General features: G+C 70.4%; 28 protein-coding genes. 14 read left to right on the plus strand and 14 right to left on the minus strand.

What is annotated here, in order from left to right; translation table 11 throughout:
- Window positions 1-7 precede the first annotated feature (7 nt).
- Window positions 8-397: a hypothetical protein gene (locus LRF89_RS03630; protein WP_238635010.1), complete on the plus strand. Its 390-nt coding sequence runs from the start codon at window positions 8-10 to the stop codon at window positions 395-397.
- Window positions 398-473: 76 nt separating this feature from the next.
- Window positions 474-1,148, plus strand: coding sequence for a RadC family protein (gene radC, locus LRF89_RS03635; protein WP_201173243.1), 675 nt, complete (start codon window positions 474-476; stop codon window positions 1,146-1,148).
- Window positions 1,149-1,195: 47 nt separating this feature from the next.
- Here radC and rpoH read toward each other — a convergent pair whose 3' ends face one another.
- The 4 genes from rpoH to ftsY form a co-directional block, all read right to left on the minus strand.
- Window positions 1,196-2,059 (minus strand): RNA polymerase sigma factor RpoH, encoded by an 864-nt coding sequence (gene rpoH, locus LRF89_RS03640; RefSeq protein ID WP_201173245.1) that lies wholly within the window; start codon window positions 2,057-2,059, stop codon window positions 1,196-1,198.
- Window positions 2,060-2,222: 163 nt separating this feature from the next.
- Window positions 2,223-3,269, minus strand: coding sequence for a permease-like cell division protein FtsX (gene ftsX / locus LRF89_RS03645; protein WP_201241823.1), 1,047 nt, complete (start codon window positions 3,267-3,269; stop codon window positions 2,223-2,225).
- Window positions 3,269-3,949, minus strand: a complete 681-nt coding sequence (ftsE, locus tag LRF89_RS03650) for a cell division ATP-binding protein FtsE (protein WP_201173249.1) — start codon at window positions 3,947-3,949, stop codon at window positions 3,269-3,271. Before ftsE ends, ftsX begins: the two co-directional genes overlap by 1 nt.
- Window positions 3,946-4,893: a signal recognition particle-docking protein FtsY gene (ftsY, locus tag LRF89_RS03655; RefSeq protein WP_238636612.1), complete on the minus strand. Its 948-nt coding sequence runs from the start codon at window positions 4,891-4,893 to the stop codon at window positions 3,946-3,948. Before ftsY ends, ftsE begins: the two co-directional genes overlap by 4 nt.
- A gap of 127 nt (window positions 4,894-5,020) precedes the next feature.
- Here ftsY and LRF89_RS03660 point away from each other — a divergent pair, with 127 nt between their 5' ends.
- From LRF89_RS03660 to LRF89_RS03680, 5 genes are read left to right on the plus strand one after another with little or no spacing between them, the layout of a single operon-like run.
- Window positions 5,021-6,352: a M16 family metallopeptidase gene (locus LRF89_RS03660; protein ID WP_201173253.1), complete on the plus strand. Its 1,332-nt coding sequence runs from the start codon at window positions 5,021-5,023 to the stop codon at window positions 6,350-6,352.
- Complete coding sequence (locus LRF89_RS03665) at window positions 6,352-7,707, plus strand: M16 family metallopeptidase (protein WP_201173255.1); 1,356 nt, start codon at window positions 6,352-6,354, stop codon at window positions 7,705-7,707. Before LRF89_RS03660 ends, LRF89_RS03665 begins: the two co-directional genes overlap by 1 nt.
- Window positions 7,704-8,291 (plus strand): 16S rRNA (guanine(966)-N(2))-methyltransferase RsmD, encoded by a 588-nt coding sequence (rsmD, locus tag LRF89_RS03670; RefSeq protein ID WP_201173270.1) that lies wholly within the window; start codon window positions 7,704-7,706, stop codon window positions 8,289-8,291. Before LRF89_RS03665 ends, rsmD begins: the two co-directional genes overlap by 4 nt.
- A 10-nt stretch (window positions 8,292-8,301) precedes the next feature.
- Entirely contained in the window at window positions 8,302-8,796 is a 495-nt protein-coding gene (gene coaD, locus LRF89_RS03675; RefSeq protein WP_201173285.1) for a pantetheine-phosphate adenylyltransferase, read from the plus strand.
- A 27-nt stretch (window positions 8,797-8,823) separates the two neighbouring features.
- Window positions 8,824-9,204 (plus strand): hypothetical protein, encoded by a 381-nt coding sequence (locus tag LRF89_RS03680; RefSeq protein ID WP_201173288.1) that lies wholly within the window; start codon window positions 8,824-8,826, stop codon window positions 9,202-9,204.
- A gap of 6 nt (window positions 9,205-9,210) precedes the next feature.
- Here the strand turns inward: LRF89_RS03680 and mutM are convergent, their stop codons facing one another.
- The 4 genes from mutM to rpmB all read right to left on the minus strand — a co-directional run bounded on the left by mutM (window position 9,211) and on the right by rpmB (window position 11,879).
- Window positions 9,211-10,023: a bifunctional DNA-formamidopyrimidine glycosylase/DNA-(apurinic or apyrimidinic site) lyase gene (gene mutM, locus LRF89_RS03685; RefSeq protein WP_201173298.1), complete on the minus strand. Its 813-nt coding sequence runs from the start codon at window positions 10,021-10,023 to the stop codon at window positions 9,211-9,213.
- Window positions 10,024-10,041: 18 nt separating this feature from the next.
- Window positions 10,042-11,313: an EAL and HDOD domain-containing protein gene (locus LRF89_RS03690; RefSeq protein ID WP_201173300.1), complete on the minus strand. Its 1,272-nt coding sequence runs from the start codon at window positions 11,311-11,313 to the stop codon at window positions 10,042-10,044.
- A 159-nt stretch (window positions 11,314-11,472) separates the two neighbouring features.
- Window positions 11,473-11,643 (minus strand): 50S ribosomal protein L33, encoded by a 171-nt coding sequence (gene rpmG / locus LRF89_RS03695; protein ID WP_011815098.1) that lies wholly within the window; start codon window positions 11,641-11,643, stop codon window positions 11,473-11,475.
- Window positions 11,643-11,879: a 50S ribosomal protein L28 gene (rpmB, locus tag LRF89_RS03700; RefSeq protein ID WP_201173302.1), complete on the minus strand. Its 237-nt coding sequence runs from the start codon at window positions 11,877-11,879 to the stop codon at window positions 11,643-11,645. Before rpmB ends, rpmG begins: the two co-directional genes overlap by 1 nt.
- A gap of 156 nt (window positions 11,880-12,035) precedes the next feature.
- On the opposite strand from rpmB, the gene LRF89_RS03705 reads away from it, so the two are divergent.
- From LRF89_RS03705 to LRF89_RS03715, 3 genes are read left to right on the plus strand one after another with little or no spacing between them, the layout of a single operon-like run.
- Window positions 12,036-12,701, plus strand: a complete 666-nt coding sequence (locus tag LRF89_RS03705; RefSeq protein WP_201173305.1) for a protein-L-isoaspartate O-methyltransferase family protein — start codon at window positions 12,036-12,038, stop codon at window positions 12,699-12,701.
- Window positions 12,698-13,669, plus strand: a complete 972-nt coding sequence (lpxL, locus tag LRF89_RS03710) for an LpxL/LpxP family Kdo(2)-lipid IV(A) lauroyl/palmitoleoyl acyltransferase (RefSeq protein ID WP_238636613.1) — start codon at window positions 12,698-12,700, stop codon at window positions 13,667-13,669. The genes LRF89_RS03705 and lpxL overlap by 4 nt, the downstream gene beginning before the upstream one ends.
- A gap of 4 nt (window positions 13,670-13,673) precedes the next feature.
- On the plus strand, window positions 13,674-14,942 hold the full coding sequence (locus tag LRF89_RS03715) for a 3-deoxy-D-manno-octulosonic acid transferase (RefSeq protein ID WP_201241829.1): 1,269 nt from the start codon (window positions 13,674-13,676) through the stop codon (window positions 14,940-14,942).
- Here LRF89_RS03715 and LRF89_RS03720 read toward each other — a convergent pair.
- Window positions 14,939-16,207 carry a 6-phosphofructokinase gene (locus LRF89_RS03720; protein ID WP_201173325.1) on the minus strand — a complete coding sequence of 423 codons (1,269 nt, stop codon included), beginning with the start codon at window positions 16,205-16,207 and terminating at the stop codon, window positions 14,939-14,941. The genes LRF89_RS03715 and LRF89_RS03720 overlap by 4 nt on opposite strands.
- 151 nt (window positions 16,208-16,358) lie before the next feature.
- On the opposite strand from LRF89_RS03720, the gene LRF89_RS03725 reads away from it, so the two are divergent.
- Complete coding sequence (locus tag LRF89_RS03725) at window positions 16,359-17,375, plus strand: class 1 fructose-bisphosphatase (protein WP_201241830.1); 1,017 nt, start codon at window positions 16,359-16,361, stop codon at window positions 17,373-17,375.
- 49 nt (window positions 17,376-17,424) lie between these two features.
- Here LRF89_RS03725 and hemF read toward each other — a convergent pair whose 3' ends face one another.
- From hemF to def, 4 genes are read right to left on the minus strand one after another with little or no spacing between them, the layout of a single operon-like run.
- Window positions 17,425-18,345, minus strand: a complete 921-nt coding sequence (gene hemF, locus LRF89_RS03730; RefSeq protein ID WP_238636614.1) for an oxygen-dependent coproporphyrinogen oxidase — start codon at window positions 18,343-18,345, stop codon at window positions 17,425-17,427.
- Window positions 18,342-19,631 (minus strand): 16S rRNA (cytosine(967)-C(5))-methyltransferase RsmB, encoded by a 1,290-nt coding sequence (gene rsmB, locus LRF89_RS03735; protein WP_238636615.1) that lies wholly within the window; start codon window positions 19,629-19,631, stop codon window positions 18,342-18,344. The genes hemF and rsmB overlap by 4 nt, the downstream gene beginning before the upstream one ends.
- Window positions 19,628-20,560 (minus strand): methionyl-tRNA formyltransferase, encoded by a 933-nt coding sequence (fmt, locus tag LRF89_RS03740; RefSeq protein WP_238636616.1) that lies wholly within the window; start codon window positions 20,558-20,560, stop codon window positions 19,628-19,630. The genes rsmB and fmt overlap by 4 nt, the downstream gene beginning before the upstream one ends.
- A complete protein-coding gene (gene def, locus LRF89_RS03745; RefSeq protein WP_201173335.1) occupies window positions 20,560-21,069 on the minus strand; it encodes a peptide deformylase in 510 nt (169 codons plus the stop codon). The genes fmt and def overlap by 1 nt, the downstream gene beginning before the upstream one ends.
- 186 nt (window positions 21,070-21,255) lie before the next feature.
- Between def and dprA the strand changes: the two genes are divergently transcribed.
- The 3 genes from dprA (at window position 21,256) to LRF89_RS03760 (ending at window position 25,337) form a co-directional block, all read left to right on the plus strand.
- Window positions 21,256-22,359, plus strand: coding sequence for a DNA-processing protein DprA (gene dprA, locus LRF89_RS03750; RefSeq protein ID WP_201173400.1), 1,104 nt, complete (start codon window positions 21,256-21,258; stop codon window positions 22,357-22,359).
- 2 nt (window positions 22,360-22,361) lie between these two features.
- Entirely contained in the window at window positions 22,362-22,832 is a 471-nt protein-coding gene (locus tag LRF89_RS03755) for a DUF494 family protein (protein ID WP_238636617.1), read from the plus strand.
- A 105-nt stretch (window positions 22,833-22,937) separates the two neighbouring features.
- On the plus strand, window positions 22,938-25,337 hold the full coding sequence (locus LRF89_RS03760; protein ID WP_201173338.1) for a DNA topoisomerase I: 2,400 nt from the start codon (window positions 22,938-22,940) through the stop codon (window positions 25,335-25,337).
- Here the strand turns inward: LRF89_RS03760 and tsaD are convergent.
- Window positions 25,330-26,337, minus strand: coding sequence for a tRNA (adenosine(37)-N6)-threonylcarbamoyltransferase complex transferase subunit TsaD (gene tsaD, locus LRF89_RS03765; protein ID WP_238636618.1), 1,008 nt, complete (start codon window positions 26,335-26,337; stop codon window positions 25,330-25,332). The genes LRF89_RS03760 and tsaD overlap by 8 nt on opposite strands.
- Between the last annotated feature and the right edge of the window lie 10 nt (window positions 26,338-26,347).

Below are 26,347 nucleotides of genomic sequence, written 5' to 3' on the forward strand. Positions count from 1 at the left end.
AGGCACCATGAGTCGAGAGCACGCGCACGCTGAGCAGACCCAACAAGACGACCATTCACCGGAGGTCGGCACCGCGCCCGCACAAGGGCAGGAGGCCGAAGGCAGCGCCCTGGGGCGAATGTTCGGGGCGACGGACGAGAACGCCTTCGACAGCTACGAGGAACTGGATGCCCACATCAAGCGCACGGAGTCCGCGGCGATGGTGCGCCTGATCGGCGCACCGGCGGCGGCCATGGTGGTCCTGCTGGGCCTGCATCTGGTCGGCGCCCACCAGCTGGCCATCGCCCTGGCCTTCCCGGTGCTTTTCATCGTGGCGATCTTCATGATGACGGCCAACATCAACCGCTACCAGGCGCGGCGCCTCAAGCGCGTACGCGACAACTGGGCAGCGGAATAGCCGCGGGGGCGTCGCCGCGCCGCGGCGGCGCCCGCCGACAATTCGTTCACACGACGCCGCCAGGGAGGGCAGTGTCATGTCGATCCGTTCGTGGCCGCGGGACGAGCGGCCCCGCGAGCGGCTCATCCAGCGCGGACCCCAGGCGCTTTCGGATGCGGAGCTGCTCGCCATTTTCCTGCGCACCGGGCGCCGCGGCCAGTCCGCGGTGGAGCTGGCCCGCGAGCTGCTCGCTGCGTTCAGCGGCCTGCGCGGCCTGCTCGAGGCCGATCGCGAGACCTTCGCCGCCCGGCCCGGACTGGGCGACGCCAAGTACGCGCAGATGCAGGCGGCCTTGGAGATCGCCCGGCGCCACTTGGGCCAAGCGTTACAGCGTGGCCCCACCCTCAGCAGCCCGGCGCAGACGCGCACCTACCTCACCGCACTGCTGCGCGACCACCCCAGCGAGGTCTTCGGCGGGCTGTTCCTGGACAACCGCCACCGGGTGATCGGCTACGAGGAACTCTTCCGCGGGACCATCGACGGCGCCAGCGTCTATCCGCGCGAGCTGGTGCGACGCGCCCTGGCCCATAACGCGGCAGCGGTGATCGTCGCCCACAACCACCCCTCGGGCGTCGCCGAGCCGAGCGCGGCGGACGAAGCCCTGACGCACCGCCTGCGCGAGGCCCTGGGACTGGTGGACGTCCGTCTACTGGATCACTTCGTGGTAGGGGACGGCGAGCCGGTCTCCCTCGCCGAGCGGGGTGTGCTTTAGCGGATGGACGAGGTGCCGCGGGGCGGGAGGCTCCGGAGCTCGACGGCTCAGGCGCTGACCGCCCCGCGCAGCTTGCCGATGGCGTTCTTTTCGAGCTGACGGATGCGCTCGGCGGACACGCCGTAGTGGTCGGCCAGTTCCTGCAGGGTCTGGCGCTCCTCCTCCAGCCAGCGGGCACGCAGGATGTGCCGGCTGCGCTCGTCGAGCTGCGCCAGCGCCTGATGCAGGGTGTCGTCCTGGTGGGTCCCCCAGTCGCTGCTCTCGACCACCTCGGCCGGGTCGAAGCGGCGGTCCTCCAGGTAGGCCACCGGGGCACGCACCTGCTCCTCCTCGTCCTCGGAGACCAGCGGGTCGAAGCCGAGGTCCTGCCCCGAGAGGCGCGACTCCATCTCGAGGACCGTCTCCGGCTGCACGCCGAGATCACGGGCCACCGCATTGACCTCGTCGCGGTTCATCCAGCCCAGCCGCTTCTTGGCACCGCGCAGGTTGAAGAACAGCTTGCGCTGCGCCTTGGTGGTGGCCACCTTGACGATGCGCCAGTTGCGCAGGATGAACTCGTGGATCTCGGCCCGGATCCAGTGGACCGCGAAGGAGACCAGGCGGACACCGACGTCCGGATCGAAGCGCTTGACGGCCTTCATCAGGCCAATGTTGCCCTCCTGGATCAGGTCGCCGAGGGCCAATCCGTAGCCCCGGTAACCCCGGGCCACGTGGACGACGAAGCGAAGGTGCGAGAGCACCAGCTGCCGCGCTGCTTCGAGATCCCCTTCGTACTGGCAGCGCCGCGCCAGCTCGTACTCCTCGTCGGCATCAAGCACCGGGATCTGGCTCACCGCCTGGATGTACGCGTCTTCGCTGCTCGTCGGCAGCGGCAGATTCGCGTTACCCGCCGTAACCAGTGCCGTGCTCATACGCGCCTTCTCCTCCAACCTGACCGAGTCTCCTCTTTTGTTTTGCCGGGTTTCGCTGCCCGCACCATTCTTGGGGCAACTGGGGTCGGGACCGGAGGATTTCAAGGGACGGCCCCGCGACCGGATGCCGCATATTATAAAGCATTCAGCGGGCCATGACGATTCACCGCGGTTCGATGGCGCTCAGGTGGCGGGCCACGGCGGTCCACGCCCCCAGTACGCCGAGGACGGCGCCGCCGAGCAGCAGGAGCAGGCCGTTGGCCAGCCCCAGCCCACTGAGGGTGAACTCGGTGCCGTAGGCGGCCGCCAGCCGGCTGGCCGGCCCGGCCAGGGCCCAACGACCGAGTTCGGTGAGCACCCAGGCCAGCACCCCGCCGAGCACTCCGTAGCCGAGGCCCTCGTAGAGGAACGGCCGGCGCACGAAACCGTCCCCCCCGCCGATGAGCTTGATGATCTCGATCTCGTGGCGCCGGCTCTCGATGGTGAGGCGGATGGTGTTGCCGATGACCAGGATCACCGCCAGCGCCAGCAGCACCCCGACCGACCAGAGCGCCCGCTCGGCCAGGGTCATCATGGCGTGCAGACGCTCCACCCACTCCTGGTCGAGGCGCATGCGCACCACGGCCGGGTCGTCGGCCAGCGACTCGGCCAGCTCGGCCACCGCCCCGGGATCGAGGCCGCGGTCAGCGGTCACCACGAGCACCGGCGGTAGCGGGTTCTCGTCAAGCAACTCCAGCGCGGCATCGAAGTCGGTGCCGGCCCGAAACTCCTCCAGCGCCGCATCCGGTGTCACCGGCTCCACGCCGGTCACGCCCGAGCGTTCGGCCGCCGCCTCGGCCTGCTCACGCAGAGTCTCCGGCCCGGCATCGCGGGCCAGGAAAAGCGAGATCTGCGGCGCCCCGTCTTCCCAGCCGCCGGCCACGCGCTCGGCATTTTCCAGACTGAGCATGAAGGCCGCCGGCAGCGCCAGGGCGATCCCCACCACGGCGCTGGTCAGCAGGCTGTGCAGGGGCGCCCCCTGGGTCCGCTGCAGCGCCGCCGTCAACGCCTGAGCATGGCGAAACAGATAGAGCAAGGGGCCCGCCAGCAGCTGTGCGCCGGCACCGGCGTCACTGCGCCGGCTGGCACGCACCGCCTTGCGCTGCGCGCGTGCCTCGGCCCGGCTCTGGCGACGCCGGGGCGTCGCCCCGCGCTCTGGACGACGCGCCATCAGGCTGCCTCGCGGGCCGGCCGGTCACCGACCAGCTCGCCCTGGCGCAGGGTCAGGGTGCGGCGGCCGAGGCGCTCGACCAGCTCCAGGTCGTGGCTGGCGATCAGCACCGTGGTGCCGATGCTCACGAACGAGGTAAACAACCGCATGATCTCCTCGGAGAGTCCCGGGTCCAGATTGCCGGTGGGCTCGTCGGCCAGCAGCACCGGGGGCCGGTTGACCACCGCGCGGGCGATGCCCACCCGCTGCTGTTCGCCACCGGAGAGGGCTTCAGGAGCGCTCGACTCCTTGTGCAGGAGGCCGACCTTATCCAGGGCCGCCCGGACCCGGCGCGCCGCCTCGCGGCGGGGCACGCCCGCGATCTCCAGGGGCAGGGCGACGTTGCCGAAGACGCTGCGGTCGGCCAACAGACGGTGATCCTGAAAGGTGACCCCGACCCGCTGGCGCAGCAGCGGGATCCTGCGCCGGGGCAGCTGGCCCACATCGACGCCGGCGACCACCACCCGTCCTCCGCTGGGCTGCTCCAGGCGGGGGATCAGGCGCAGCAAGGTGCTCTTGCCAGCGCCGGAGTGACCGGTGATGAAGACCAGCTCCCCCTGCCCGATCTCCAGGCTGACGCCGCGCAAGCCGTCCTGGCCAGCGCGCGGGTAGCGCTTGCTGACCCGGTCGAAGTGGATCATTCCGCGGTCAGCGCCTCCGCAAAATCGGCCGCGCGGAAGGTGCGCAGGTCCTCAACCCTCTCGCCGACGCCGATATAGCGCACCGGCACCTGCAGCCGCTCGGCCAGCGCCAGCAGCACGCCACCGCGGGCGGTACCGTCCAGCTTGGTCACGGCCAGGCCGGTGACATCCACCGCCCGGCCGAACTGCTCGGCCTGGGCCAGGGCGTTCTGGCCATTCCCGCCGTCGAGGACCAACAGGGTCTCGTGGGGCGCCTCATTGTCCTGACGGCCGAGCACGCGGCGGATCTTGCGCAGCTCCTCCATCAGGTTGTCCTGGGTGTGCAGGCGACCGGCGGTGTCGGCGATGAGCACATCCACACCCCGGGCCCGCGCCGCCTGGTGGGCGTCGTAGACCACGGAGGCCGGATCCGAGCCGATGGGCTGGGCGATGACCGGGCAGCCAACCCGCTCGCCCCACTGCTGGAGCTGATCCACCGCAGCAGCCCGGAAGGTATCCCCGGCGGCGACCATCACCGACTGCCCCTCGCTCTGGAAGCGGGCCGCCAGCTTGCCGATGGTGGTGGTCTTGCCGGCGCCGTTGACCCCGACCGTGAGGATGACGTAAGGGCGCTTGGCCGGATCGACCTGCAGCGGCTGCTCCACCGGCTGAAGCACCTTGACGATCTCGCCGCGCAGGGCCTCGAGCACCGTCTCGCCGGAGCCACCCGCGGAGCCGCCGAGGCGCTCGACCAGCCCATCGAGCACCTTCTGCGTCGCCTCCATGCCCACGTCGGCCTGGAGCAGCCGCATCTCGAGTTCCTCGAGCAGCTCGTCGTCGAGTTCACGGCGGCCGACGAACAGCGTCGCAAGCCCTTCGGTGAGCCCGCTGCGGGTGCGCCGCAGCCCGTTGCGCAGCCGCCCCATCAGTCCGGGGCGCTTCTCGGTCTTCTCGCTTTCGCTCATGGCCTTCGGCACGATTGTGGTCTCAGGGATGCCGCGGGGTTCGATGGGCAACGGCCGCCCGCGACTTGTGCTGTCGGGTATCCTACCATTGGATCGGAACCCGGCGGCGACCCGACCCAGAGGAGCCATGGCCCCGCTCAGACTGCTCACCACCCTCCTACTCTTCGGCCTGGCGTCCGCCGCGGCGGCGGACCGGATCCACCACCACGAGCTGGACAACGGCCTGACCGTCCTTGTTCAGGAGGACCACCGCGGCGGCGTGGTCGCCTCGATGCTCTGGTATCACGTCGGCTCCGGACACGAGCATCGACCGATCACCGGCATCTCCCACGCCGTCGAACACATGATGTTCAAGGGCACTGAGGTGCGCGGGACCGGCGAGTTTGCACGCCTAATCGCCCGCGAGGGCGGGCGGACCAACGCCTTCACCGCCCGCGACTTCACCGGTTACTTCCAGCTGCTGGCCGCCGACCGCCTGGAACTGGCCCTGGAGCTCGAGGCCGAGCGCATGCACCGGCTGGTCTTCGACTCCGAGGAGTTCCAGCGCGAGATGCAGGTCATCCATGAGGAGCGCCGCCAGCGCGTGGACGACCCGCCCGAGGCCCGGGCCTTCGAGCGCTTCACCGCCACCGCGCACATGGCCAGCCCGTATCGCCACCCGATCATCGGCTGGCGCAAGGACCTGGACCGCCTGCGTCTCGAGGAGCTCGAGGCCTGGTATCAGCGTTGGTACACGCCGGGCAACGCCACCCTGGTGGTGGTCGGTGCCGTGGAACCCGAGCGGGTCTTCGAGCTGGCCGAGCGCCACTTCGGCGCGGTCCCCGCGGGCGAGGTCGAGCCGCCGCCGGAAGGGCGCGAGATCGCGACCGGCCCCGGTGAGCGGCGCATCGAGGTGCGCTTCGAGGATGCCCGCGTGCCGCTGCTCTTCCTCGGCTACAACGTCCCCTCGCTGGCCACGGCGGCCGAGCCCAGCGACGCCTACGCCCTGCTGCTCGCCGCCGAGCTGCTCGATGGCGGACGCTCCGCCCGGCTGCCCGAGGAACTGGTGCGCGGCCCCGGCCTGGCGACCAGCGCCTCAGTCGGCTACTCCCCGGTAGCACGCCTCGACACGCTGTTCTCGCTGGTGGCGAGGCCGTCCGAGGGCCACGACCTGGACGAGCTGGAATCCGCCCTGCGCGAGCAGGTTCGCCGGCTCCGCGACGATCCGGTGGAGGACTCGGAACTCGAGCGCGCCATCACCCGCCTGCTCGCGGCCGAGGTCTACGCCCAAGACGCCCCCATGGGGCGCGCCCAGCGCCTGGGCCGACTGGCCAGCACCGGGATCGGCTGGGAGGAGGCGCAGCGCTTCGAGGAGCGGGTGCGCGCGGTCACGCCGGAGGACATCCAGCGCGTCGCCCGCACCTACCTAGAACCGGAACGGCTCACCGTGGGCCGCCTGCTGCCCGGCGAGGAGGAGTGATGCGTCTGCTGGATCGATTGCGCGCCGCTGCCGTGGCCGCCACCACCCTGCTGGCCGTCCCCGCGCAGGCCGATCCGTTCGGACCTGAGGTGCAACGCTGGGACGGCCGCGAGGGGGCTGCCGTCTACTTCATCGAAGCCCGCGAACTCCCGATGGTGGACGTCCGGGTGATCCTTGACGCCGGCAGTGCCCGCGACCGCGGCACACCGGGCCTGGCCGGGCTCACCGCGCGCACCCTGGACCAGGGGGCCGGCGACATGGACGCCGGCGAACTGGCCCGCCGCCTGGAGGATGTCGGCGCGCGGCTGAACACCTCCGCCGGCCGCCACCAGGCCGAGGTCCATCTGCGCAGCCTCTCCGAAAGCGCTGCCCTGGACGCCTCAACGGAGCTGCTCGAGCAAGTGCTCGGCGCGCCGAGCTTCGACGACGCCGCCGTCGAGCGGGAGCGCAGGCGCATGCAGCAGGCCCTGCGGGCCGAGCGGCAGTCGGCCTCGCGCATCGCCCTGCGCTCGCTCTACGCGGCCATGTACGGCGATCACCCCTACGCCACTCCGGCCTCGGGCACCGAGGCGGGGCTGGACAGCCTGGACGCGGCGCGCGTGGCGGCCTTCCACGCGGAGCACTACGTCGCCGCCAACGCCAGCGTTGCCATCGTTGGTGATCTCGACCGCGAGGAGGCCGAAGCGCTGGCCGCCCGGCTCCTCGGCGCCATGGAGGCCGGCGAACCCGCGCCCTCGCTACCCGCCCCCCCGAGCGAGCCGAAAGAGACGGAGGTCCGCATCGACTTCCCCGCCTCGCAGACCGCGCTGATGATGGGCCTGCCCGCCATCGCCCGCGGCGAGGAGGAGCTGGAGTACCCGCTGCGGGTTGCCAATCACGTCCTCGGCGGCGGGGGCCTGGTCTCGCGGCTCTACCAGAGCATGCGCGAAGAGCGCGGCCTCTCCTACGCCTCTTCCTCGAGTCTCAACATCATGCCGCAGCGTGGCCCGTGGCTGATCCGTTCCACCGTCGAGGCTGGCCGCAGCGAGGAGGCCCTGGAGGTGCTGCGCGGGGAGATCGAGCGCCTGGCCCGGGACGGGCTGGACAGCGAGGAGATCGACGCGGCGGTGCGCCATCTAACCGGCGCCTTCCCGCTGAGCGTGGCGAACAACTCGGCCCTGGCCGGGCAGCTCAGCGTCCTGGCGGCAAACCGCCTGCCCGCCGATCACCTGGCGCGCTACATCCCGCGCATGGAGGCCGTCGATGAGCAGGCAATCCGCCGGGCCCTGGACGAGCGGCTGGACCTGGCGCGGATGGTCACCGTCCTGGTCGGCCCGGGGGTGGAGGACGCCGACGTGGAGATGGATCCGCCGTGAGCCGCCGACGCGGGAGCGAGCTGCGCATCATCGCCGGGCAGTGGCGGGGCCGACGCCTTCCGATCCCGGCCCAGGCCGGGGTCCGGCCGACCGGCGACCGGGTCCGCGAGACGCTGTTCAACTGGCTCGCGCCGATGCTGCCGGGGGCGCGCTGCTTGGACCTGTTCGCCGGCACCGGGGCACTGGGCCTGGAGGCGTTGTCGCGTGGCGCCGCCGAGGTGGTCCTGGTCGAGCGTGACCGGCGCATCGCCGACGGCTTGCGGGGCAACCTCACCACCCTGGCGGCGACGGGCGCCCGCATCGAGGTGGCCGACGGCGCCGACTACCTGCAGGGGCCTCCTGCAGCGCCCTTTGAGATCGTCTTCCTGGATCCGCCCTACGGCAGCGGGCTTCTGGAGGTGTGTTGCCAGCGGCTAGCCACGGCGGGATGGCTGACGCCCGGGGCGCAGATCTATATTGAAGACGATCGGAATGCGCCGACACCGGAACTGCCCGCCAGCTGGTCCGTGCACCGGGAAGGCCAGGCCGGACGCTGCCGCTTTCGGCTGCTGCGCGCGGACGGAACCAACCGAGATGAGGACTGAGGAGCCATTGATGGGCGTAACCGCCATCTACCCGGGGACCTTCGACCCGATCACCCACGGGCACACCGATCTGATCCAGCGCGGGGCGCGACTGTTCGACCGCCTGATCGTCGGCGTTGCCGCCAACCCCAGCCCCTCGAAGACCCCCACCTTCGCCGTGGAGGAACGCCTGGAGCTGGCCCGCACCGCGTTGGCCGGCGTCGACAATGTCCAGGTGGAGGCCTTCACCTCCCTGCTGGTGGACTTCGTAGCGCACCACGAGGCACAAGTCATCGTCCGGGGCCTGCGGGCCGTCTCCGATTTCGAATACGAGTTCCAGCTGGCAAGCATGAACCGCCAGCTGCGCGCCGACGTCGAGACTGTCTTCCTCACCCCGGCGGAGCAGTACGCGTTCATCTCCTCGAGCCTGGTCCGTGAGGTCGCCGCCCTGGGCGGCGATGTCTCGCGCTTCGTCCACCCGGCCGTGGCGGAGGCGCTGCGCCTGCGCGTCCGCCGCGTTCCCTGACCCGCACCCCGCGAAAAGGAGGGCGCCATGGCCTGGTCGTGGTTCAAGCCGCTGGTCTACGACAACAGCGTGCTCGAGGCGGCACAGCTGCTGCAGATCTCCGAGTACGACTTCTTCGCCCTCGCCCACTGGCACCAGTTCCGGCGCATTGCCAGGCGCGAGGACCTGGACCGTCTCTTCGGGCTGTACATGCGCGACCAGGACCGCACCCCACCGTGGGCGCGGGAACTGGCCCGGGAGATCATCGCCCGGGCCGACGAAGGGACCCTCGACCCACGGGACTACGGCGTCCGGGCCCCGGTCCCCAAGCTCGACGACCTGTTCCGGATGCTGCGCGACGTGTTCATCATCCTGCTGTTCATGACCCTGTTCGCCATCGGCCTGTGGCTGGGGCAGCCGGCGCTCTGAGCACGCTCAGCGCTGGCAGCGGGGGCAAAACCAGGTCCCGCGCTGCGCCACCCGGAGCTGGCGCAGCGCACTGGCGCAGGACGGGCAGCTGGAGCCGCCGTAGACCGACAGATCGACGGCGAAATACCCCGGCCGCCCCGCGCCGTCGGTGAAGTCGCGCAGGGTGGTGCCACCGGCCGCCAGCGCCGCCTCCAGAACCTCCCGCACGGCCCCGGCCAGGCGCTCGTACCGCACCCGCGCGATGCGCCCGGCGGCGCGATCCGGGCGGATCCCGGCACGAAAGAGCGCCTCGTTGGCGTAGATGTTCCCGACCCCGACCACCACGGTGGCATCCATCAGGAAGGCCTTCACCGCCACCCGGCGCCCCCGGGCGGCGCGGTGCAGATACGCGCCGTCGAACGCCGGCCCCAACGGTTCGGGCCCCAGGCGGGAGAGCAGCCGATGGGCCTCGGGGTCGCCCTCGCCGAGGAGCAGGCAGCCGAAACGCCGCGGGTCGGTCAGCCGCAGGGCGCGGCCGTCGTCGAGCACCAGATCGACGTGGTCATGCCGCCCGGGCGCATCGGTCGCCGCCACCAAGCGCAGGCTCCCGGACATGCCCAAGTGCAGCAGCAGCCAGGCGCCACCGGCGAGGCGGATGAGCAGGTACTTGGCGCGGCGTTCCAGGGCCACCACCGGCTCGCCGGCAACAGCGGCCTCCAGCCCGGCCGGGACGGGATAGCGCAACCGCGGCTGGCGCACCACGACGCGCTGCAGCGCCCGTCCGACCAGGTGCTCCTCCAGGCCACGGCGGATGGTCTCCACCTCGGGCAGCTCAGGCACGCGGCGTCCCCACCCGAATCACGACGACGACGGCGAGCCGCGCCGCCGCGGCGGGAGTCGATCGGCGCGCTCGGCCCGGGAGAGATGGGCCAGCCAGGCCCACTGGGCGTCCGCCCAGCGCAGCGCCTCGAGGTAGTGGTGATTGACCTGCAGCGGCTCGATACCGCTTCCGGCCAGGCGCTCCCAGTCGCCGCGCTCTTGGGCCAGCACCGCCGCGAGGATGCCGCCGTAAGGGCCTTCAAGCTCGAGCAGAGCCTGACGCACCTCGGTGCTCAGCGGCAACTCGGCACAGATGACCGACAGCGGCGCATCGAGCACCGCATCGAGCCCCGAGAACAGACCGATGGTGAACGCCGCTCCGGGGTCCGAGCCACCGTGGCGGTGCCGGACGAGCTGCTCGCAGGTGCGCGCACGCACCAGTAGGGCCACGATGCGCTCGGAGGGTTGATCGCCGTAGGAGGTCATGGCCAGCAGCACGGCCCAGTTGGCCAGCTGCCGCCGCCCCAGATAGAGCACGGCGGCACGGATGCTGTCGATATCCCGCGTGGGGAACAGCGGCGAGGCCAGGTAACGCAGGATCTTGTACGACAGCGAGACGTCCTGGCCGATGATCCGCTCGATCTCGCGGACATCCAGCTCCGGGCGCTGCAGCGAGGCGATCAGGCGCAGCAATGGCAGGCGGTTGTGCGGCACCGAGCGCCGCGAGAGGGTCGACGGCCGCGACAGGAAGAAGCCCTGGAAGTAATCGAACCCCGCGGCGCGGCAGAGCTCCATAACCTCCCGGCTCTCGATCTTCTCGGCGAGCAGGGCGGGCACCCCCTGGCGCTGCAGAGTCCGAGCGTGGCGGACGATCTCCTGCGGCGCCATACCGAGCACGTCCACCTTGACCATGTCCACGCAGGGCAGCAGGCGCTCCCGCCCCGAGCCGTCGAGCAAATAGTCATCCAGGGCAATGCGGTAGCCCTGCCGTGACAGCCGGCACAGCGCCCCCCTCAGCTCGGCGTCCGGCTCAATGTCCTCCAGGACCTCAAGGACCACCTCGTGCTGCGGGAACGGGACGGGCTGCTGCAGGAGGAATCGTCGGGTGAGGTTGAGATACGCCGGCTGCCCGCCGGTGACCGCGCGGAGCCCGATCTCCATGAAGGCGTTGAGGATGACCGTGGCAGTGGCGGCGTCGCCGTCGACAAAACGGGCCGAGTCCTCGCGCCCGCCGCGGTAGAGGAGTTCGTAGCCGCAGACTCGCAGTTCGCGGTCGAACACCGGCTGACGAGCCAGGAAGACCTCCGACATGGCAGGGACTCTCCACGATGCAGCGTTGGGGGGCTGGCTGCAAGGGTCTTCGAGCCAGGCGGACCGGTCAAGCGCGATCGGAACCCCGAAACGACACGGGCCCGGTGCCGAAGGCAGCCGGGCCCGTTCGCCACACGGCGCATGGGGACGCCGTCGGTGTTACTTGAGCTTGGTCTCGCGGTAGGTCACGTGCTTGCGCACCACCGGATCGTACTTCTTCATCTCAAGCTTGTGCGGGGTGTTCCGCTTGTTCTTGTCGGTGGTGTAGAAGTGGCCCGTGCCGGCGCTCGACACCAGCTTGATCTTTTCGCGTGCGCTCTTCCCGGCCATTAGACCCTCTCCCCACGGGCCCGCATGTCGGCGAGCACCGCGTCAATGCCGCGTTTATCGATGATCCGCATGCCCTTGGCGGAGACACGCAGCCGTACCCAGCGATTCTCGCTCTCCACCCAGTAGCGGTGATCGTGCAGATTGGGCAGAAAACGCCGGCGCGTCTTGTTGTTGGCGTGGGAAACGTTGTTTCCCGTACCCGGACGCTTGCCGGTGACTTGGCAGACCTTGGACATAACTACGCTCCTCAATCCCAGCTCGCCGGCAGCCGCCGGAAAAGGCGGTTTTTATACCAGCATCCGGCGGCCAACGCAAGGAGTGCTTGCCGCGCCCGACCAGACCCCCTACGATTGCCCTGCCCATCGCTCCAGGGATGAGGGGAGGAGATTATAATGACACAAAGCGTGACTGATTCGGCACGCGACAACATGATCCGCCGCCAGATCCGCCCGTGGAACGTGCTCGAGCCGCGGGTGCTGGAGGTGCTGGAGGAGATCCCCCGAGAAGCGTTCGTGCCGGAGCACCTGCGCGGGATGGCGTACAGCGACCTGCAGCTGCCACTGGGCAACGGCGAGGTCATGATGGAGCCCCGCCTGGAGGGGCGGATGCTCCAGGAACTGGACCCGGCCCCGGGCGAGAAGGCGCTGGAGATCGGCACCGGCAGCGGCTACGTCACCGCCTGTCTGGCCCACCTGTGCGGCCACGTAACCAGCGTCGAGCTCCAAGCCGACCTGCACCGGCAGGCGCAGCAGCGGCTCGGGGCCGCCGGGCTGGGCGAGCAGATCGAGCTGGCCCAGGGCGACGCTGCCAGCGGCTGGCACGATGGCCAGCACTACGACGTGATCGCCGTCACTGGCTCCCTGCCGGAGCTCCACGACGGCTTCCACAGCTCGCTGACCATCGGCGGGCGTCTGTTCGTCATCGTCGGCAGCGGCCCGATGATGGAGGCCCTGCGCATCACGCGCACCGGGCCCAACGCCTGGTCCACCCAGAGCGTCTTCGATACCGCGGTACCGCCGCTGCGCGGCCTGACCAAGAGGAACCCATTCAAGCTTTGAGCGACACCGTGACCGCCCCCAAGGGCCGGCGCCGCGGGGCCCGGCCCACCCCGAAGGACGACCGCCTGCTGCAGCTGCGCTTCCTCCATCAGCGCTTCTGGGGGGTGTGGCTGCAGCTGGGTCTGCTGCGGGGCGTGGTGGCCCTGCCCCACCGGGCGCGCATGGCCATCGGCGCCGCGATCGGCGAACTCGCCTGGCATCTGGCGGGGGAGCGGCGCCGGCTGGCCCTGCGCAACCTGGAGCTGAGCTTCCCGGAACTCTCCGCACAGCGCCGGCAGACCATCGCCCGGGAGAACTTCCGGCTGATGGGCATCGGCGTAGTGGAGACCGCCATGGGCTGGTGGCTGCCCATGGAGCGCATCGCCGAGCTCTTCGAGGTCCACGGCCAAGAGCATCTCGAGGCCGCACGCGACAGCGGTCGCGGCGTCCTGCTGCTGACCTGCCACATGCTTGGCCTGGAGCTCAGCGGCGCCCGGGTGCGTCAGATCACGCCGTTCAAGGCCCTTTACCGCGAGGACCGCAACCCGCTGGTGGCCACCCTGATCCGGCGCAATCGGCGCCGCCGCATCGAGGATGTGATCTCCAACCAAGACATGCGCGGCATGATCCGCGCGCTCAAGGGCGGCGACATCATCTGGTACGCGCCGGACGAGAACATCGCCCCGCGGCGCGGCGGCATCTTCGCGCCGTTTTTCGGCATCCAGGCGGCCACCACACCAGCCACCGCGCGACTGGCCGAGCGCACCGACTGCATCGTGCTGCCCTACTACCCGCAGCGGCTGCCGGGTGGGCGCTACCGGCTGGTCTTCGAGCCGCCACTGGAGGCCTTCCCCAGCGGCGACATCCACGCCGACACCGCGCGCATCAACCAACTGATCGAGCGATGGATCCGGCACCAGCCGGAGCAGTACTTCTGGGTACGTAAACGCTTCAAATCCCGACCCGAGGGTGAGCCCCCGCGCTACTGAACCGATGCTCAAACCCGTCTATACCGCCCTGCTCTACGGCCTGTCACCGCTGATCTGGCTGTGGCTGGTGCGCAGCACTCGCCAGCGCGGCGGCGCCCGTATGCGCCGCGAGCGCCGCGGATACTACGGACTGACCGAGGCGGACCAGCCGCTGTGGCTGCACTGCGCCTCGGTGGGCGAGGTGCGCACCGCAGCCCCGCTGGTCCACGCCCTCGCCGCGCGCCGACCCGGGCTGCCACTGCTGGTCACCACGGCCACCGCCACCGGCGCCGAGACCGCTGCCCACGTACTGCCCGCCGCCACCCGCCACGCCTACCTGCCACTGGACTGGCCCGGGGCGGTGCGCCGCTTTCTGGACACCTTCCAGCCGCGCGCGGCGGTGATCCTGGAGACGGAGATCTGGCCGAATCTCTATGCCGCCACCGCACGGCGAAGCATCCCGCTGCTGCTGGCCAACGCCCGGCTCTCCGATCGCACCGTCGAGGGGGCCGCGGTGATCCGGCGGCTGCAGGGCAAGGCCCTAGCCCACGTCGATCTCATCCTGGCCCGCAGCACCCTGGACGCCCGGCGCTTCGCCGGCTTCGGCGTCCCCGCCGAGCGTCTGCACACCCTCGGCAGCCTGAAACTGGCCCCGCCGATCACCCCACCCCCGGAGCCGTTCGCCTTCCGGCGCCCGGCACTGGTGGCCGCCTCGACCCATGATGATGAGGAGATCCGCATCGCCAATTGCTGGGCCGAGGCGCGCAGGGAGCGGGACGTGCCGCAGCTGCTGGTCATCGTCCCGCGCCACCCAGAGCGCGGGCCGGCGATCCGTCAGTCGCTGCAGCAGGCCGGTTTCCGGGTGGCGCTGCGCTCGGCCGGCGAGGACTGGCAGTGGGCCGACATCTACGTAGCCGACACCCTGGGGGAGCTGGAGGCCTTTATGGCCGGCGCGGAGACGGTGATCATCGGCGGCTCGCTGATCCGCCGCGGCGGGCAGAACCTGGTGGAGCCGGCCCGGCTGGGCAAGCCCATCCTGTTCGGGCCGCACATGAGCAACTTTGCCGAAGAGTCGGAGCGGTTGCTGGCCGCCGGCGGGGCGCAGCGGTTCTTCGATGAGACCGACCTGCGCCACGCCATCGCCGAGCTGGCACAGGATCCCCGGACCCGCCGGGAGATGGGCGAGCAGGCGGCAGCCACGGTGCAGGCGGCGCAGGACACCGCCGGCCTCTACGCCGACGCCATCCTCGCCCACGTTGAGTCGCGCGCCGGAGCGCCGCCGACCGGGGACTAACCCGGCGGTTCGGCGCGGAACGGCGGGCAGCGCTGGGGGCGTAGTACCCCGCGGATACGCGGATAGCAGGGCAGTCCGCGCTCGAACGGCGGATAGTCCTCGCCCTCGATCAGCGGTCGCAGGTAGTCGCGACAGGCGGCGGTGATGCCGTAGCCGTCCGGCGAGATGAACGAGGGCGGCAACCCGCGCTCGATGCTCGCCACCTCCTCGAGCGGTACCCGGTCGATGGACCAGCGATACGGCTGGTCCGATTCACGGCGGATCACCGGCATGAAGCCATGCCGGCCGGCCACCACCCCTTCCACGGCAGCCCGCCCGACGGCGTAGGCCTGCTCGACATCGGTGCGCGAGGCCAGATGCCGGGCCGCCCGCTGAATGTAGTCCACCACCGACCAGTGCAGCTTGTGCCCCGTCTCCTGGCGGATGATCTCGGCGAGCCGCGGCGCCACGCCGCCGAGCTGCGTATAGGCGTAGATGTCATGGCTCTGCGCCACCGAGAACAGGGAGCCATCCGGGTTCTTCAGCCCCTCCGAGGCAACCACCACGCAGTAGCCGTGGGTGCGGATCGCCATCTGCAGCTGGGTCAGGAAGTCGCCCAGATCGAAGGGGCTCTCGGGGAAGAGGATCAGCATTGGCGGCCGGCCGTCATACTCCTGAGCCAGTGCCGCCGCCGCCGCCAACCACCCGGCGTGACGCCCCATCACCTCGAGGATGAAGACCCGGGTCGAGGTGGTGTGGGCCGACTCGACGTCGAGGCTTGCCTCGCGGACCACGGTGGCGATGAACTTCGCCGCCGACCCGAACCCAGGGCTGGTATCCGTCATGCCCAGGTCATTGTCGATGGTCTTGGGCACACCGACGGCGGTGATGGGGTAACCGAGTTCGTCGCCGATGCGCGCGACCTTGTGGGCGGTATCCATGGAGCCGCCACCGCCGTTGTAGAAGAAGTAGCCGATGTCGTGGGCGTGGAAGACCTCCACCAGGCGCTCGTACTGCGCCCGGTCCGCGTGGAGATCGCCGAGGTCGAAGCGGCACGACCCGAACGCGCCACCGGGCGTGTGGCGCAGCGCGGCGAGAGTCAGCGGATCCTCCTCGTCGAGGTCGATGATCTCCTCCTCGAGCACCCCGAGGATCCCGTTGCGGGCCGCATAGCAGGTGCCGAAATGGGCCGGATGGCCGCGCACCGCCTCGATGACGCCCCAGGCGCTGGCGTTGATGACCGCCGAGACGCCGCCGGACTGAGCATATAGTGCGTTCTTTGGCATGCGATCAGACTTGTGTGTTGACGCTTATGGGCTTGCGCACCAATGTACCGGAGGAATGCGCCGAACGCTTGCCGCCGCCGCGCCATCGGCGGCGGATGTCCTCGGTTGATATTAAAGAAGCCATGGAAACCGCACGCCAGGGGAGAAAACCATGCACATCGGTACGACTCTGACCAACTACATCATCGAGACGCAGCGCAACCTGCCGGAGGCCACCGGCGAATTCACCGGCCTGCTCAACGACATCTCCGTCGCCTGCAAGCGCATCGCGGACCTGGTCAACAAGGGCGACCTGGTCGGCATGCTTGGGTCGGCGGACTCGGAGAACGTCCAGGGCGAGACCCAGAAGAAGCTCGACGTGGTCACCAACGAGGTCTTCATCGAGGCCCTGACCCAGAACGGCCACATCGCCGGGCTCGTCTCCGAGGAGATGGACGACATCTACCCCCTGCCCAACCCGTCCCAGCGGGGCCGCTACCTGCTGCTGTGCGATCCGCTCGACGGCTCGTCGAACATCGACGTGAACGTCTCCGTGGGCACGATCTTCTCCATCGTCCGCGCCCCGCAGGGCAGCGAAAAGCCCTCGACCGGGGACTTCCTCCAGCGCGGCACGGAGCAGGTGGCCGCCGGCTACTGCCTCTACGGGCCGTCAACGATCCTGGTGCTCGCGGTCAAGGGCCAGGGCGTGCAGATGTTCACGCTCAACCGCGACTTCGGCGAGTTCATCCTTACCCGCAAGGACGTGCAGATCCCGGAGGACACCAAGGAATTCGCCATCAACGTCTCCAACCAGCGTCACTGGGAGGAACCGGTCCAGCGCTACATCGATGAGTGCCTCAAGGGCAAGGAGGGGCCGCGGGGCAAGGACTTCAACATGCGCTGGGTGGCCTCGATGGTCGCCGAGGTCCACCGCATCCTCTGCCGCGGGGGGGTGTTCATGTACCCGCTCGACGCCAAGATCAAGGCCAAGGGACAAAGCGGCCGCCTGCGCCTGATGTACGAGGCCAATCCCATGAGCCTCATCGTCGAGCAGGCCGGCGGCGCCGCGACCACCGGCCGGCAGCGGATCCTTGAGCTCGATCCGACCGACATCCACGAGCGGGCACCGGTGGTCCTCGGCTCCAAAAACGAGGTGGAGCAGGTTACCAGCTACCACCGGGAGGGCTGACGCGCGCCCGAACCGGACGCCCTGCGCCCCGCCCGGGGGCGCAGGGCGTTCACGCCCAGTCGCGGGGGACCAGATACGCCTCCGTCAGACGGGCCTCCGGGCTCCCGGGTTCTGGCTCAAAGCCGTACTCCCAGCGCACCCGGGGCGGCAGCGACATCAGGATCGATTCGGTCCGCCCCTCCGACTGGATCCCGAACCGGGTCCCGCGATCCTGCAGGAGGTTGAACTCCACGTACCGGCCCCGCCGGTAGAGCTGGAACTCCCGCTCGCGCTCACCGTAGGGATGGTCGCGGCGGGACTCGACGATGGGACCGTAGGCGTCCAGGAACGCCCCACCTACCGCCTGCACGAAGCGGAAGCTCGCCTCGAACCCCCAGTCGTTGAGATCGTCGAAGAACAGCCCGCCGATGCCGCGCTGCTCATCGCGGTGGGGCAGCCGGAAGTACTCGTCGCACCAGCGCTTGAACGTCGGATAGACGGTTTCGCCGAACGGCTCGCAGGCCGCCCGGGCCTGGCGGTGGAAGTGGCGGCAGTCGTCGTCTAAGGGGTAGTACGGGGTCAGATCGAAGCCGCCGCCGAACCACCACTGGGCGCCGCAACCCGGCTCGCCGGCGACGAACAGGCGCAGGTTAGCGTGGGTGGTCGGCACATACGGGTTCCACGGGTGCAGCACCAGCGATACACCCACCGCCTCGTAGGGCTGGCCGGCCAGATCAGCGCGTCGCTCGGTGGCCGTATCGGGCAGCGCATCGCCCCGGACGTGGGAGAAATTCACCCCACCCTGCTCGATCACCCGCCCGCCCTTGAGCACGCGGCTCTCGCCGCCACCGCCTCCGGGGCGCTGCCAGCGGTCGGCGTGGAAGGCACCGCGTCCGTCCCAGCTCTCGATGGCTCTGCAGACCCGCCCCTGCCAGGTCACCAGCCAATCGTGCACACGCTGCAGGCCGTCAGCCGGCATCGCATCCGTCATTCCACGCTCCGTTCCAGGCAGGCGTAGAAGAAACCGTCCATGCCCTGTTCGCCGGGCAGGATCTGGCACCCGGCGCCGGTGCGGCGGCCAACCGCCGGCAACGGCCCCCGCGAGGCGTCGGGCTGCTCGGCCAGGAACCCGGCCACCACCGCTTCGTTCTCTTCGGGAAAGATCGAGCAGGTGGCGTAGACCAGCCGCCCGCCCGGCGCCAGGACCCGCCAAAGGGCGTCGAGCAGCTGGCGCTGCGCCGGGGCCATGCGCGCCGGATCGTCGGCCCGGCGCAGCCATTTGATATCGGGGTGGCGGCGGATCACGCCGCTGCCCGTACACGGAGCGTCGAGGAGGATGCGCTGAAACGGCTCGCCGTCCCACCAGGCATCGGGATTGGCGGCGTCGGCGGCCACGCAGTGGGCCTCGTGGCCGGCGCGGGCGAGGTTGTCGCGCACCTGCCGCAGCCGGCGCACCGAGCGGTCGAGTGCGGTCACCGTCGCCGCCGGGGCGTGTTCGAGCAGGTGCACCGTCTTGCCGCCGGGGGCGGCACAGGCGTCGAGCACGCGATCGCCGGGCTGCGGGTCGAGCAGGGGGGCAGCGAGCTGCGCGGCCTCGTCCTGCACCGATAGCCACCCCTCGGCGAACCCGGGCAGGCGGGCCACAGGTACCGGATCGTCGAGAATCACCGCGGTGGGTGCGACGGCCCCGGGCTGTGCCGCGACCCCGCGCTCGGCCAGCGCTTCCAGGCACGCCGGGCGGGGGATACGGGCGCGGTCCACGCGCAGGGTCATCGGCGGGTGGGCATTGCCGGCCTCGGCCACCGCGGGCCAATCCTCCGGCCAGGCGCCACGCAGGTGCTCGGCCAGCCAGCCCGGGAGTGCGTACCGCGTGGCCTCGTCCGTCGGCAGGGGCGGAGTGGCCTTGTGCAGCTTGCGCAGTACGGCATTCACCATGCCGGCGGCCCGGGCCCGACGCAGCCTGCGCGCCGCGTCGACGGACTCCGAGACCGCCGCGTGGGCCGGTGTGGCAAGCCCCTGGGCCTCCCACGCACCAAGCACCAGCAGAGCGCGCAGCAGCGGATCCCGTCGCCAGTCATCGCGGGGGGTGAGGGTGGCCACCTGGGCCTCCAGCCGGGTCAGCCAGCGCAGCGCCCCGTAGACCAGCGCCTGGAGCAGCGGCCGGTCGCGCTCGGCGACGCGGGTGAACTGCCCCTCAAGGGCCTCGTCCAGGGTCTCGCCGCGCTCCAGCACCCGCTCGAGGACGTGCACCGCGGCCACCCGCGGAGGGGTACTCACTGAACGCGCTCTCCCGGCGCCAGGCGGCGCCCGTTGAGGTAATCGGCAGCGCTCTGCTCACGGCCACCGGCTGGCTTAAGCCGCGTGATACACAGCCGCCCCTCGCCGGTGGCGACCTCGATGCCACTGCCACTGGCCGCCGCCACGGTACCGGCCTGATCGTCGGGGCGGCCGGGGCAAGCCCGCGCCGCCAGCACCCGCACCTGCGTCCCCCCCAGATGGATCCGCGCCCCGGGCACCGGCGCCAGTGCGCGCACGCGGCGTTCCAGCTGTTCCGCCGGCTCGGCGGGGTCGAGCCAGCTCTCGGCCTGGGTCAGCTTGGCGGCGTAGGTGGCGCCCTCCTCGGATTGGGGCTCCGGGGTGATGGCTCCGGCCAGGATCTCCGCCAGGTGCGCGACCAGCAGGTCGGCGCCGATCCGGGCCAGTCGATCGTGGAGGGACCCGGCGGTCTCGTCGGCGCTGATGGGAGTCCCCTCGCGGGCGAGCATCGGTCCGGTATCCAGGCCCTCGTCCATCTGCATCAGGGTCACGCCGGTCTGCTCGTCGCCGGCGAGCAGGGCGCGCTGGATGGGCGCCGCCCCCCGCCAGCGCGGCAGCAGCGAGGCGTGGACATTCACGCACCCGCAGCGTGGTGCATCCAGCACGTTGCGCCGCAGGATCTGGCCGTAGGCCACCACCACCATCAGGTCGGGTGCCAGCTCACGGATCCGCGCTGCCTCCTCGTCGCCGAGGCGCTCGGGCTGGTGAACGGTCAGCCCGTGCCGGTCGGCGGCACGCTTGACCGGCGGCGGCGTCAGCCGGCGTCCCCGACCGGCGGGGCGATCAGGCTGGGTGAAAACAGCCACCGGCGGCACGCCGGCCTCGACCAGAGCATCGAGGCCGGGCACCGCGAACTCCGGCGTTCCCGCAAAGATGATCCGTGCCGCCATCAGCCCGCCGCGCTGAACCGCTCACGCTTCTCCATACGCTTGCGCACCCGCTTGCGCTTGAGCTCGGAGAGGTAATCGATGAACAGCCGACCTTCGAGGTGGTCGATCTCGTGCTGCAGGCAGACGGCCAGGGTGCCCTCAGCCTCGTCCTCGACCACCCGGCCATCGCGCTCCAGCGCCCGGTAACGCACCCGCGTTGCCCGCGCAACGTCGTCGTAGTAGCCCGGAATGGACAGGCACCCCTCCTCGCCACTGGCCTCACCGGTGGCCTCGAGGATTTCCGGATTGACCAGCACCCGCGGCTCGTCGCGCTCCTCGGAGACGTCGATCACCACCACCCGCCGGCGGTCCCCCACCTGCGTGGCGGCCAGCCCGATGCCGCGAGCCTCGTACATGGTTTCAAGCATGTCGTCTGCCAGACGGCGGACGGCGTCATCGACCTCCGCGACGGGCTCGGCCCGCTCGCGGAGGCGGGGGTCAGGGTAAACAAGTATATCGAGGAGGGCCATGAGCGATGCTGCGCCTATTGTTGAGTGACGCATCGATTGTAACGCACCGGCGCACGGAGGGCAGCCACAACCTGGAATGCTTCTACGGCGCATCTGAGAACCGCTTCCGCAGCAACCCCGCCCTTGCGCCCGCCCGCCGCCGCCGGGCAACGTATCGGTCCCTTGCCAAGGACGGTGAGCAACGACATGGACGACGACACCTACCACGCCCTCGCCCTGGCGCGGGTTCCCGGCGTGGGCCCGCGCACCTGGTCCCGGCTGATGGCGGCCTTCGGCGGGCCGGAGGCGGTCTTCCGGGCCGGGCGCAGCGCCCTGCGCAGTCTGGGTCTCGACGCCACCACGGAGGCCGGTATCCTCGCCCCGGACTGGGCCGCCGCCCGGGCCGATGCCCGCTGGCTGGACGGCCCGGGGGCGCGCCACCTACTGCGCCTGGCGCGGCCGGGCTACCCGGGGCAGCTGGCCGAGATCCCCGACCCGCCACCGCTACTGTTCGTCGCCGGCGACCCGGCGACCCTGCACCACCCTCAGGTGGCCATCGTCGGCAGCCGCCACGCCACCGCCGCCGGGCGCGACCTGGCCCACGACCTGGCCGCAGGCCTGGCACGAGCCGGGGTCGCCACCACCAGTGGCCTGGCCACAGGCATCGATGCCGCTGCCCACCGCGGTGCCCTGGAGGCTGGCGGCACCACGCTGGCGGTCGTCGGCACCGGCCCGGACCGGATCTATCCGGCCCGCCACCGCCGCCTCCACGCCAGGATCCTCGCCTCCGGCGCCGTCCTCGGCGAGCTGCCCCCCGGCTGCGGACCGCTGGCGGCCCACTTCCCGCGGCGCAACCGCATCGTCAGCGGCCTGTCGCTGGGGGTGGTGGTCGTTCAGGCCGGCCGCCACAGCGGCTCGCTGATCACCGCCCGGCTCGCCGCCGAACAGGGCCGCGAGGTCTTCGCCGTACCCGGATCCATCCACGACCCGTTGGCCCGCGGGTGCCATGCGCTTCTGCGGGAGGGTGCCAAGCTGGTAGAATCGGTGGACGATATCCTGGAAGAACTCCCGGGCACGGTCGGCAGCGCCCCCGTGAACGCCCCCTCGGATTCGACCAGTCCAGCCGCGGATCCGGACGAGGCGCGCATCCTCGCGGCCCTCGGCCACGATCCGCTCACCCTCGACACCCTCCAGCAGCGGTCTGGATTGACGCTCGATAGGCTTTCATCCATTCTGCTAACCATGGAGCTGAAAGGCCTGGTGACTGCGATACCCGGGGGCCGGTATCAGCGGCGCGGGCCAGAGGGCTGAAGATGAAGCAGAACGTTTTCGAAGTCCTGATGTACCTGTTCGAGAACTACCTCTACAACGACGAGGAACCCGGCGATCGGGACTCGCTCGAGAGCGAGCTCCACGAGGCCGGCTTCAGCGCGATGGAGATCCGCAAGGCGTTCGAGTGGCTCGACGCCCTGGCCGACTCCCGCGTACTGCCGGCCGCCCCGTCGGGCAAGTCGTCGATCCGGTTGTTCGGCGACCCCGAGCTGGCGCGCCTGGACACCGAGACGCGCGGGTTCATTCTCTACCTGGAGCAGGTCGGCATTCTCACCGCGGAAAGTCGCGAGCTGGTGCTCGACCGGATCCTGGCGCTGGATGACCACGAGGTGGATCTCGATACGGTCAAATGGGTCATCCTCATGGTCCTGTTCAATCGCCCCGGCGAGGAAGAGGCGTACAACTGGATGGAGAACCTGATGTTCGACGTCCCGACGCACCTCGTCCACTGACGACGGGTGGCCGCCGCGCCCCGGCGCGGCGGCCGGTTCCACGGCCCGGCACCGCCCTTCGGTCGCCACCCGACCGCCCTCCTCTACATACACGAACGGCTCTGCATGGGTAAAAGCCTCGTCATCGTCGAGTCGCCTGCCAAGGCGCGCACGATCAACAAATACCTGGGTTCCGATTACGAGGTCATGGCCTCCTACGGCCACGTCCGTGACCTCGTCCCCAAGGAGGGGGCGGTGGATCCGTCCAGCGGCTTCGCCATGAAGTACGCGCCCATCGACAAGAACCAGAAACACGTCGATGCCATCGCCAAGGCGGCCCGGAAAGCCGATGCCCTCTACCTGGCCACCGACCCGGACCGCGAGGGCGAGGCCATCTCCTGGCACCTGGTGGAGCTGCTCCGCGACAAGGGGATCCTGGACGGCAAGCCGGTCTACCGGGTGGTCTTTCACGAGATCACCAAGGGCGCCATCCAGGAGGCCATGGACCACCCGCGGGACATCTCCGAGGAGCTGGTCAACGCCCAGCAGGCCCGCCGCGCCCTGGACTACCTGGTCGGGTTCAACCTCTCGCCGCTGCTCTGGCGCAAGATCACCAGCGGCCTCTCCGCCGGGCGTGTGCAAAGCCCCGCGCTGCGCATGATCTGCGAGCGTGAGACCGAGATCGAGCAGTTCGAGCCCCAGGAGTACTGGAGCGTCGAGGCGGATGCGGCCAAGGCGCAGCAGCCCTTCGTGGCCAAGCTCTCGCAACTCCACGGCGAGAAGGTCCGCCAGTTCACCATCACCGACGAGGCCCACGCGCAGGAAGTGGACCGCACGCTGCGCGAGGCGGCCCGGGCCCAGGCGGACCCGTCCCGGCTGGGCCCCGTCGGCGATGGCGACACCGAGGTCATCGGGACGCTGCGGGTCGCCTCGGTGGAGCGCAAGCAGCGCCGCCGCAATCCGGCAGCACCGTTCATCACTTCGACCCTGCAGCAGGAGGCATCGCGCAAGCTCGGCTTCACCGCCAGCCGGACCATGCGCATCGCCCAGCAGCTCTACGAGGGCATCGACGTCGGCGAGGGCAGCGCCGTCGGCCTGATCACCTACATGCGGACCGACTCCGTGAACCTCTCCGGCGAGGCGATCACCGAGATGCGCCAGGCGATCACGGATCGCTACGGGGCCGACAGGCTCCCGGACAAGGCGCAGGTCTACAAGACCCGCTCGAAGAATGCCCAGGAGGCCCACGAGGCCATCCGGCCCACGTCGGCGGCACGCCACCCGGACGATGTGCGTGCCTACCTCAACGACGAGCAGCGCAAGCTCTACGACCTCATCTGGAAGCGGGCGGTCGCCTCGCAGATGAAGCACGCCACCATCCACACGGTGGCCGTCGACCTGGCCGCGGACGCCGACGCCCGCCACCTGCTGCGGGCCACCGGCTCCACGGTGGCCGATCCGGGCTTCATGGTCGTCTACCGCGAAGGCAGTGACGACGGCAAGGACGACTCCGGCGAGAAGTTCCTCCCGGAGCTCGAGGAAGGCGAGCAGGTGGAGCTACACGCCATCCGCGCCGAGCAGCACTTCACTGAGCCGCCGCCGCGCTACACCGAGGCTAGCCTGGTGCGCGCCCTGGAGGAGTACGGCATCGGCCGGCCGTCCACCTACGCCTCGATCATCTCCACGCTGCAGAACCGCAACTACGTGGAGATGGACGGCAAGCGCTTCATCCCCACCGACATCGGGCGCACGGTTAACAAGTTCCTCACCGAGCACTTTGACCGTTATGTCGACTACGACTTCACCGCCCGGCTCGAGGACGACCTGGACGCCATCTCCCGCGGCGAGCAGGACTGGGTGCCGGTCCTCGAGGCGTTCTGGGAGCCCTTCCGCGAGCGGGTCGAGGAGAAGAAGAACGTCTCGCGCCAGGAGGCCGTCCAGGCCCGCGAACTCGGCACCGACCCGAAGACCGGCAAGCCGGTGACGGTACGCATCGGCCGCTACGGGCCGTTCGCCCAGCTCGGCTCCCGGGACGACGACGAGAAGCCGCGCTTCGCCGGCCTGCGCCCCGGTCAGAGCATCGACACGATCACCCTCGATGAGGCCCTGCAGCTGTTCAAGCTGCCGCGGGATATGGGCGAGACCGAGGAGGGCGAAGACGTACAGGTCAGCATCGGCCGCTTCGGCCCCTACGTGCGCTACGGCAAGAAGTTCGTCTCCATCCCCAAGGACGAGGACCCGTACACCATTACCAAGGAGCGGGCCCACGAGCTGGTCCGGGAGAAGAAACAGGCCGACGCCAACCGGATCATCCACGACTTCGGCGACGGGATTCAGATCCTGCGCGGGCGCTACGGACCGTACATCACCAACGGCGAGAAGAACGCCAAGGTGCCCAAGGACCGGGAGCCGGACTCGCTCACCCACGAGGAGTGCCAGGAGCTGATCGCCAAGGCACCGGCCCGCAAGGGGCGCCGCGGCGGCACCTCCAAGGGCGGGCGCGGGCGCAGCAAGGCGACTACCTGAGTTCGGCCAGCGGCCAGCGTGGGCGCACGCTGAAGTCGAGATCGTCGCGGTGGCCGGCCTCCAGGCGACGCAAGCCGGTGTAGGCGATCATCGCGGCGTTGTCGGTACACAGCTCCAAGCGCGGGTAGTGGGCGGTGAATCCGCTCGCGCGCCCGGCCTCGTCGAGCCGCTCGCGCAGCCGGGCGTTGGCCCCCACCCCGCCCGAGACCACCAGCCGGCCCGCGCCGGTCTGCTCGAGCGCACGCCGGCACTTGATCACCAGGGTATCCACCACCGCCTCCTGGAATCCGTGGGCGATGTCCGCCCGCCCTTGGGAGTCGTCCCCGGCAGCCTCGACGGCATGCAGGACGGCGGTCTTCAGCCCGCTGAAGCTGAAATCGAGCCCCGGCCGGTCGGTCATCGGCCGCGGCAGGCGCACCGCGCCCGGAGTCCCTTCCGCGGCCAGGCGGGCGATGGACGGACCACCGGGATACGGCAGCTGCAGCAGCCGGGCGGTCTTGTCGAACGCCTCGCCGGCGGCGTCATCCACCGACTCCCCAAGGACGCGGTAGCGGCCAAAGTCCGCCACCTGCACCAGCATGGTATGCCCCCCGGAGACCAACAGGGCCACCAGCGGCATCGCCGGCGGATCCGGCTCGAGCAGCGGAGCCAGCAGATGCCCCTCCATGTGGTGGACGCCGACGGCGGGCAGGCCGCGGGCCCAGGCCAGAGTCCGCGCGAAGGCGGCCCCGACCATCAACGCCCCGGGCAGGCCGGGGCCGCGGGTCCAGGCGACGCCGTCGAGCTCCGCCGGCGTCAGGCCGGCGTCACGCAGCACCCCGTTGACCAACCCGGGCAACTTGCGCACGTGATCCCGTGAGGCCAGCTCCGGCACAACCCCGCCATAAGCGGCATGGTCGACCACCTGGCTGTGCACGGCGTGCGCCAGCAGACCCTCGCGGCGGCAGTAGACCGCCGCGGCGGTTTCGTCACAGGAACTCTCGATACCTAGTACGCGCACAGGGGAGACT

This window comes from Halorhodospira sp. 9621, assembly GCF_022228055.1.
Lineage (GTDB): Bacteria > Pseudomonadota > Gammaproteobacteria > Nitrococcales > Halorhodospiraceae > Halorhodospira > Halorhodospira halophila_A.

Bases quoted from the DNA above. Each gene is read 5' to 3' on its own strand.
- LRF89_RS03630 (WP_238635010.1), top strand. From the start codon at position 8: ATGAGTCGAGAGCACGCGCACGCTGAGCAGACCCAACAAGACGACCAT.
- radC (WP_201173243.1), top strand. From the start codon at position 474: ATGTCGATCCGTTCGTGGCCGCGGGACGAGCGGCCCCGCGAGCGGCTC.
- rpoH (WP_201173245.1), bottom strand. From the start codon at position 2,059: ATGAGCACGGCACTGGTTACGGCGGGTAACGCGAATCTGCCGCTGCCG.
- ftsX (WP_201241823.1), bottom strand. From the start codon at position 3,269: ATGGCGCGTCGTCCAGAGCGCGGGGCGACGCCCCGGCGTCGCCAGAGC.
- ftsE (WP_201173249.1), bottom strand. From the start codon at position 3,949: ATGATCCACTTCGACCGGGTCAGCAAGCGCTACCCGCGCGCTGGCCAG.
- ftsY (WP_238636612.1), bottom strand. From the start codon at position 4,893: ATGAGCGAAAGCGAGAAGACCGAGAAGCGCCCCGGACTGATGGGGCGG.
- LRF89_RS03660 (WP_201173253.1), top strand. From the start codon at position 5,021: ATGGCCCCGCTCAGACTGCTCACCACCCTCCTACTCTTCGGCCTGGCG.
- LRF89_RS03665 (WP_201173255.1), top strand. From the start codon at position 6,352: ATGCGTCTGCTGGATCGATTGCGCGCCGCTGCCGTGGCCGCCACCACC.
- coaD (WP_201173285.1), top strand. From the start codon at position 8,302: ATGGGCGTAACCGCCATCTACCCGGGGACCTTCGACCCGATCACCCAC.
- LRF89_RS03680 (WP_201173288.1), top strand. From the start codon at position 8,824: ATGGCCTGGTCGTGGTTCAAGCCGCTGGTCTACGACAACAGCGTGCTC.
- LRF89_RS03690 (WP_201173300.1), bottom strand. From the start codon at position 11,313: ATGTCGGAGGTCTTCCTGGCTCGTCAGCCGGTGTTCGACCGCGAACTG.
- rpmG (WP_011815098.1), bottom strand. From the start codon at position 11,643: ATGGCCGGGAAGAGCGCACGCGAAAAGATCAAGCTGGTGTCGAGCGCC.
- rpmB (WP_201173302.1), bottom strand. From the start codon at position 11,879: ATGTCCAAGGTCTGCCAAGTCACCGGCAAGCGTCCGGGTACGGGAAAC.
- LRF89_RS03705 (WP_201173305.1), top strand. From the start codon at position 12,036: ATGACACAAAGCGTGACTGATTCGGCACGCGACAACATGATCCGCCGC.
- LRF89_RS03715 (WP_201241829.1), top strand. From the start codon at position 13,674: ATGCTCAAACCCGTCTATACCGCCCTGCTCTACGGCCTGTCACCGCTG.
- LRF89_RS03720 (WP_201173325.1), bottom strand. From the start codon at position 16,207: ATGCCAAAGAACGCACTATATGCTCAGTCCGGCGGCGTCTCGGCGGTC.
- LRF89_RS03725 (WP_201241830.1), top strand. From the start codon at position 16,359: ATGCACATCGGTACGACTCTGACCAACTACATCATCGAGACGCAGCGC.
- hemF (WP_238636614.1), bottom strand. From the start codon at position 18,345: ATGACGGATGCGATGCCGGCTGACGGCCTGCAGCGTGTGCACGATTGG.
- fmt (WP_238636616.1), bottom strand. From the start codon at position 20,560: ATGGCGGCACGGATCATCTTTGCGGGAACGCCGGAGTTCGCGGTGCCC.
- def (WP_201173335.1), bottom strand. From the start codon at position 21,069: ATGGCCCTCCTCGATATACTTGTTTACCCTGACCCCCGCCTCCGCGAG.
- dprA (WP_201173400.1), top strand. From the start codon at position 21,256: ATGGACGACGACACCTACCACGCCCTCGCCCTGGCGCGGGTTCCCGGC.
- LRF89_RS03755 (WP_238636617.1), top strand. From the start codon at position 22,362: ATGAAGCAGAACGTTTTCGAAGTCCTGATGTACCTGTTCGAGAACTAC.
- LRF89_RS03760 (WP_201173338.1), top strand. From the start codon at position 22,938: ATGGGTAAAAGCCTCGTCATCGTCGAGTCGCCTGCCAAGGCGCGCACG.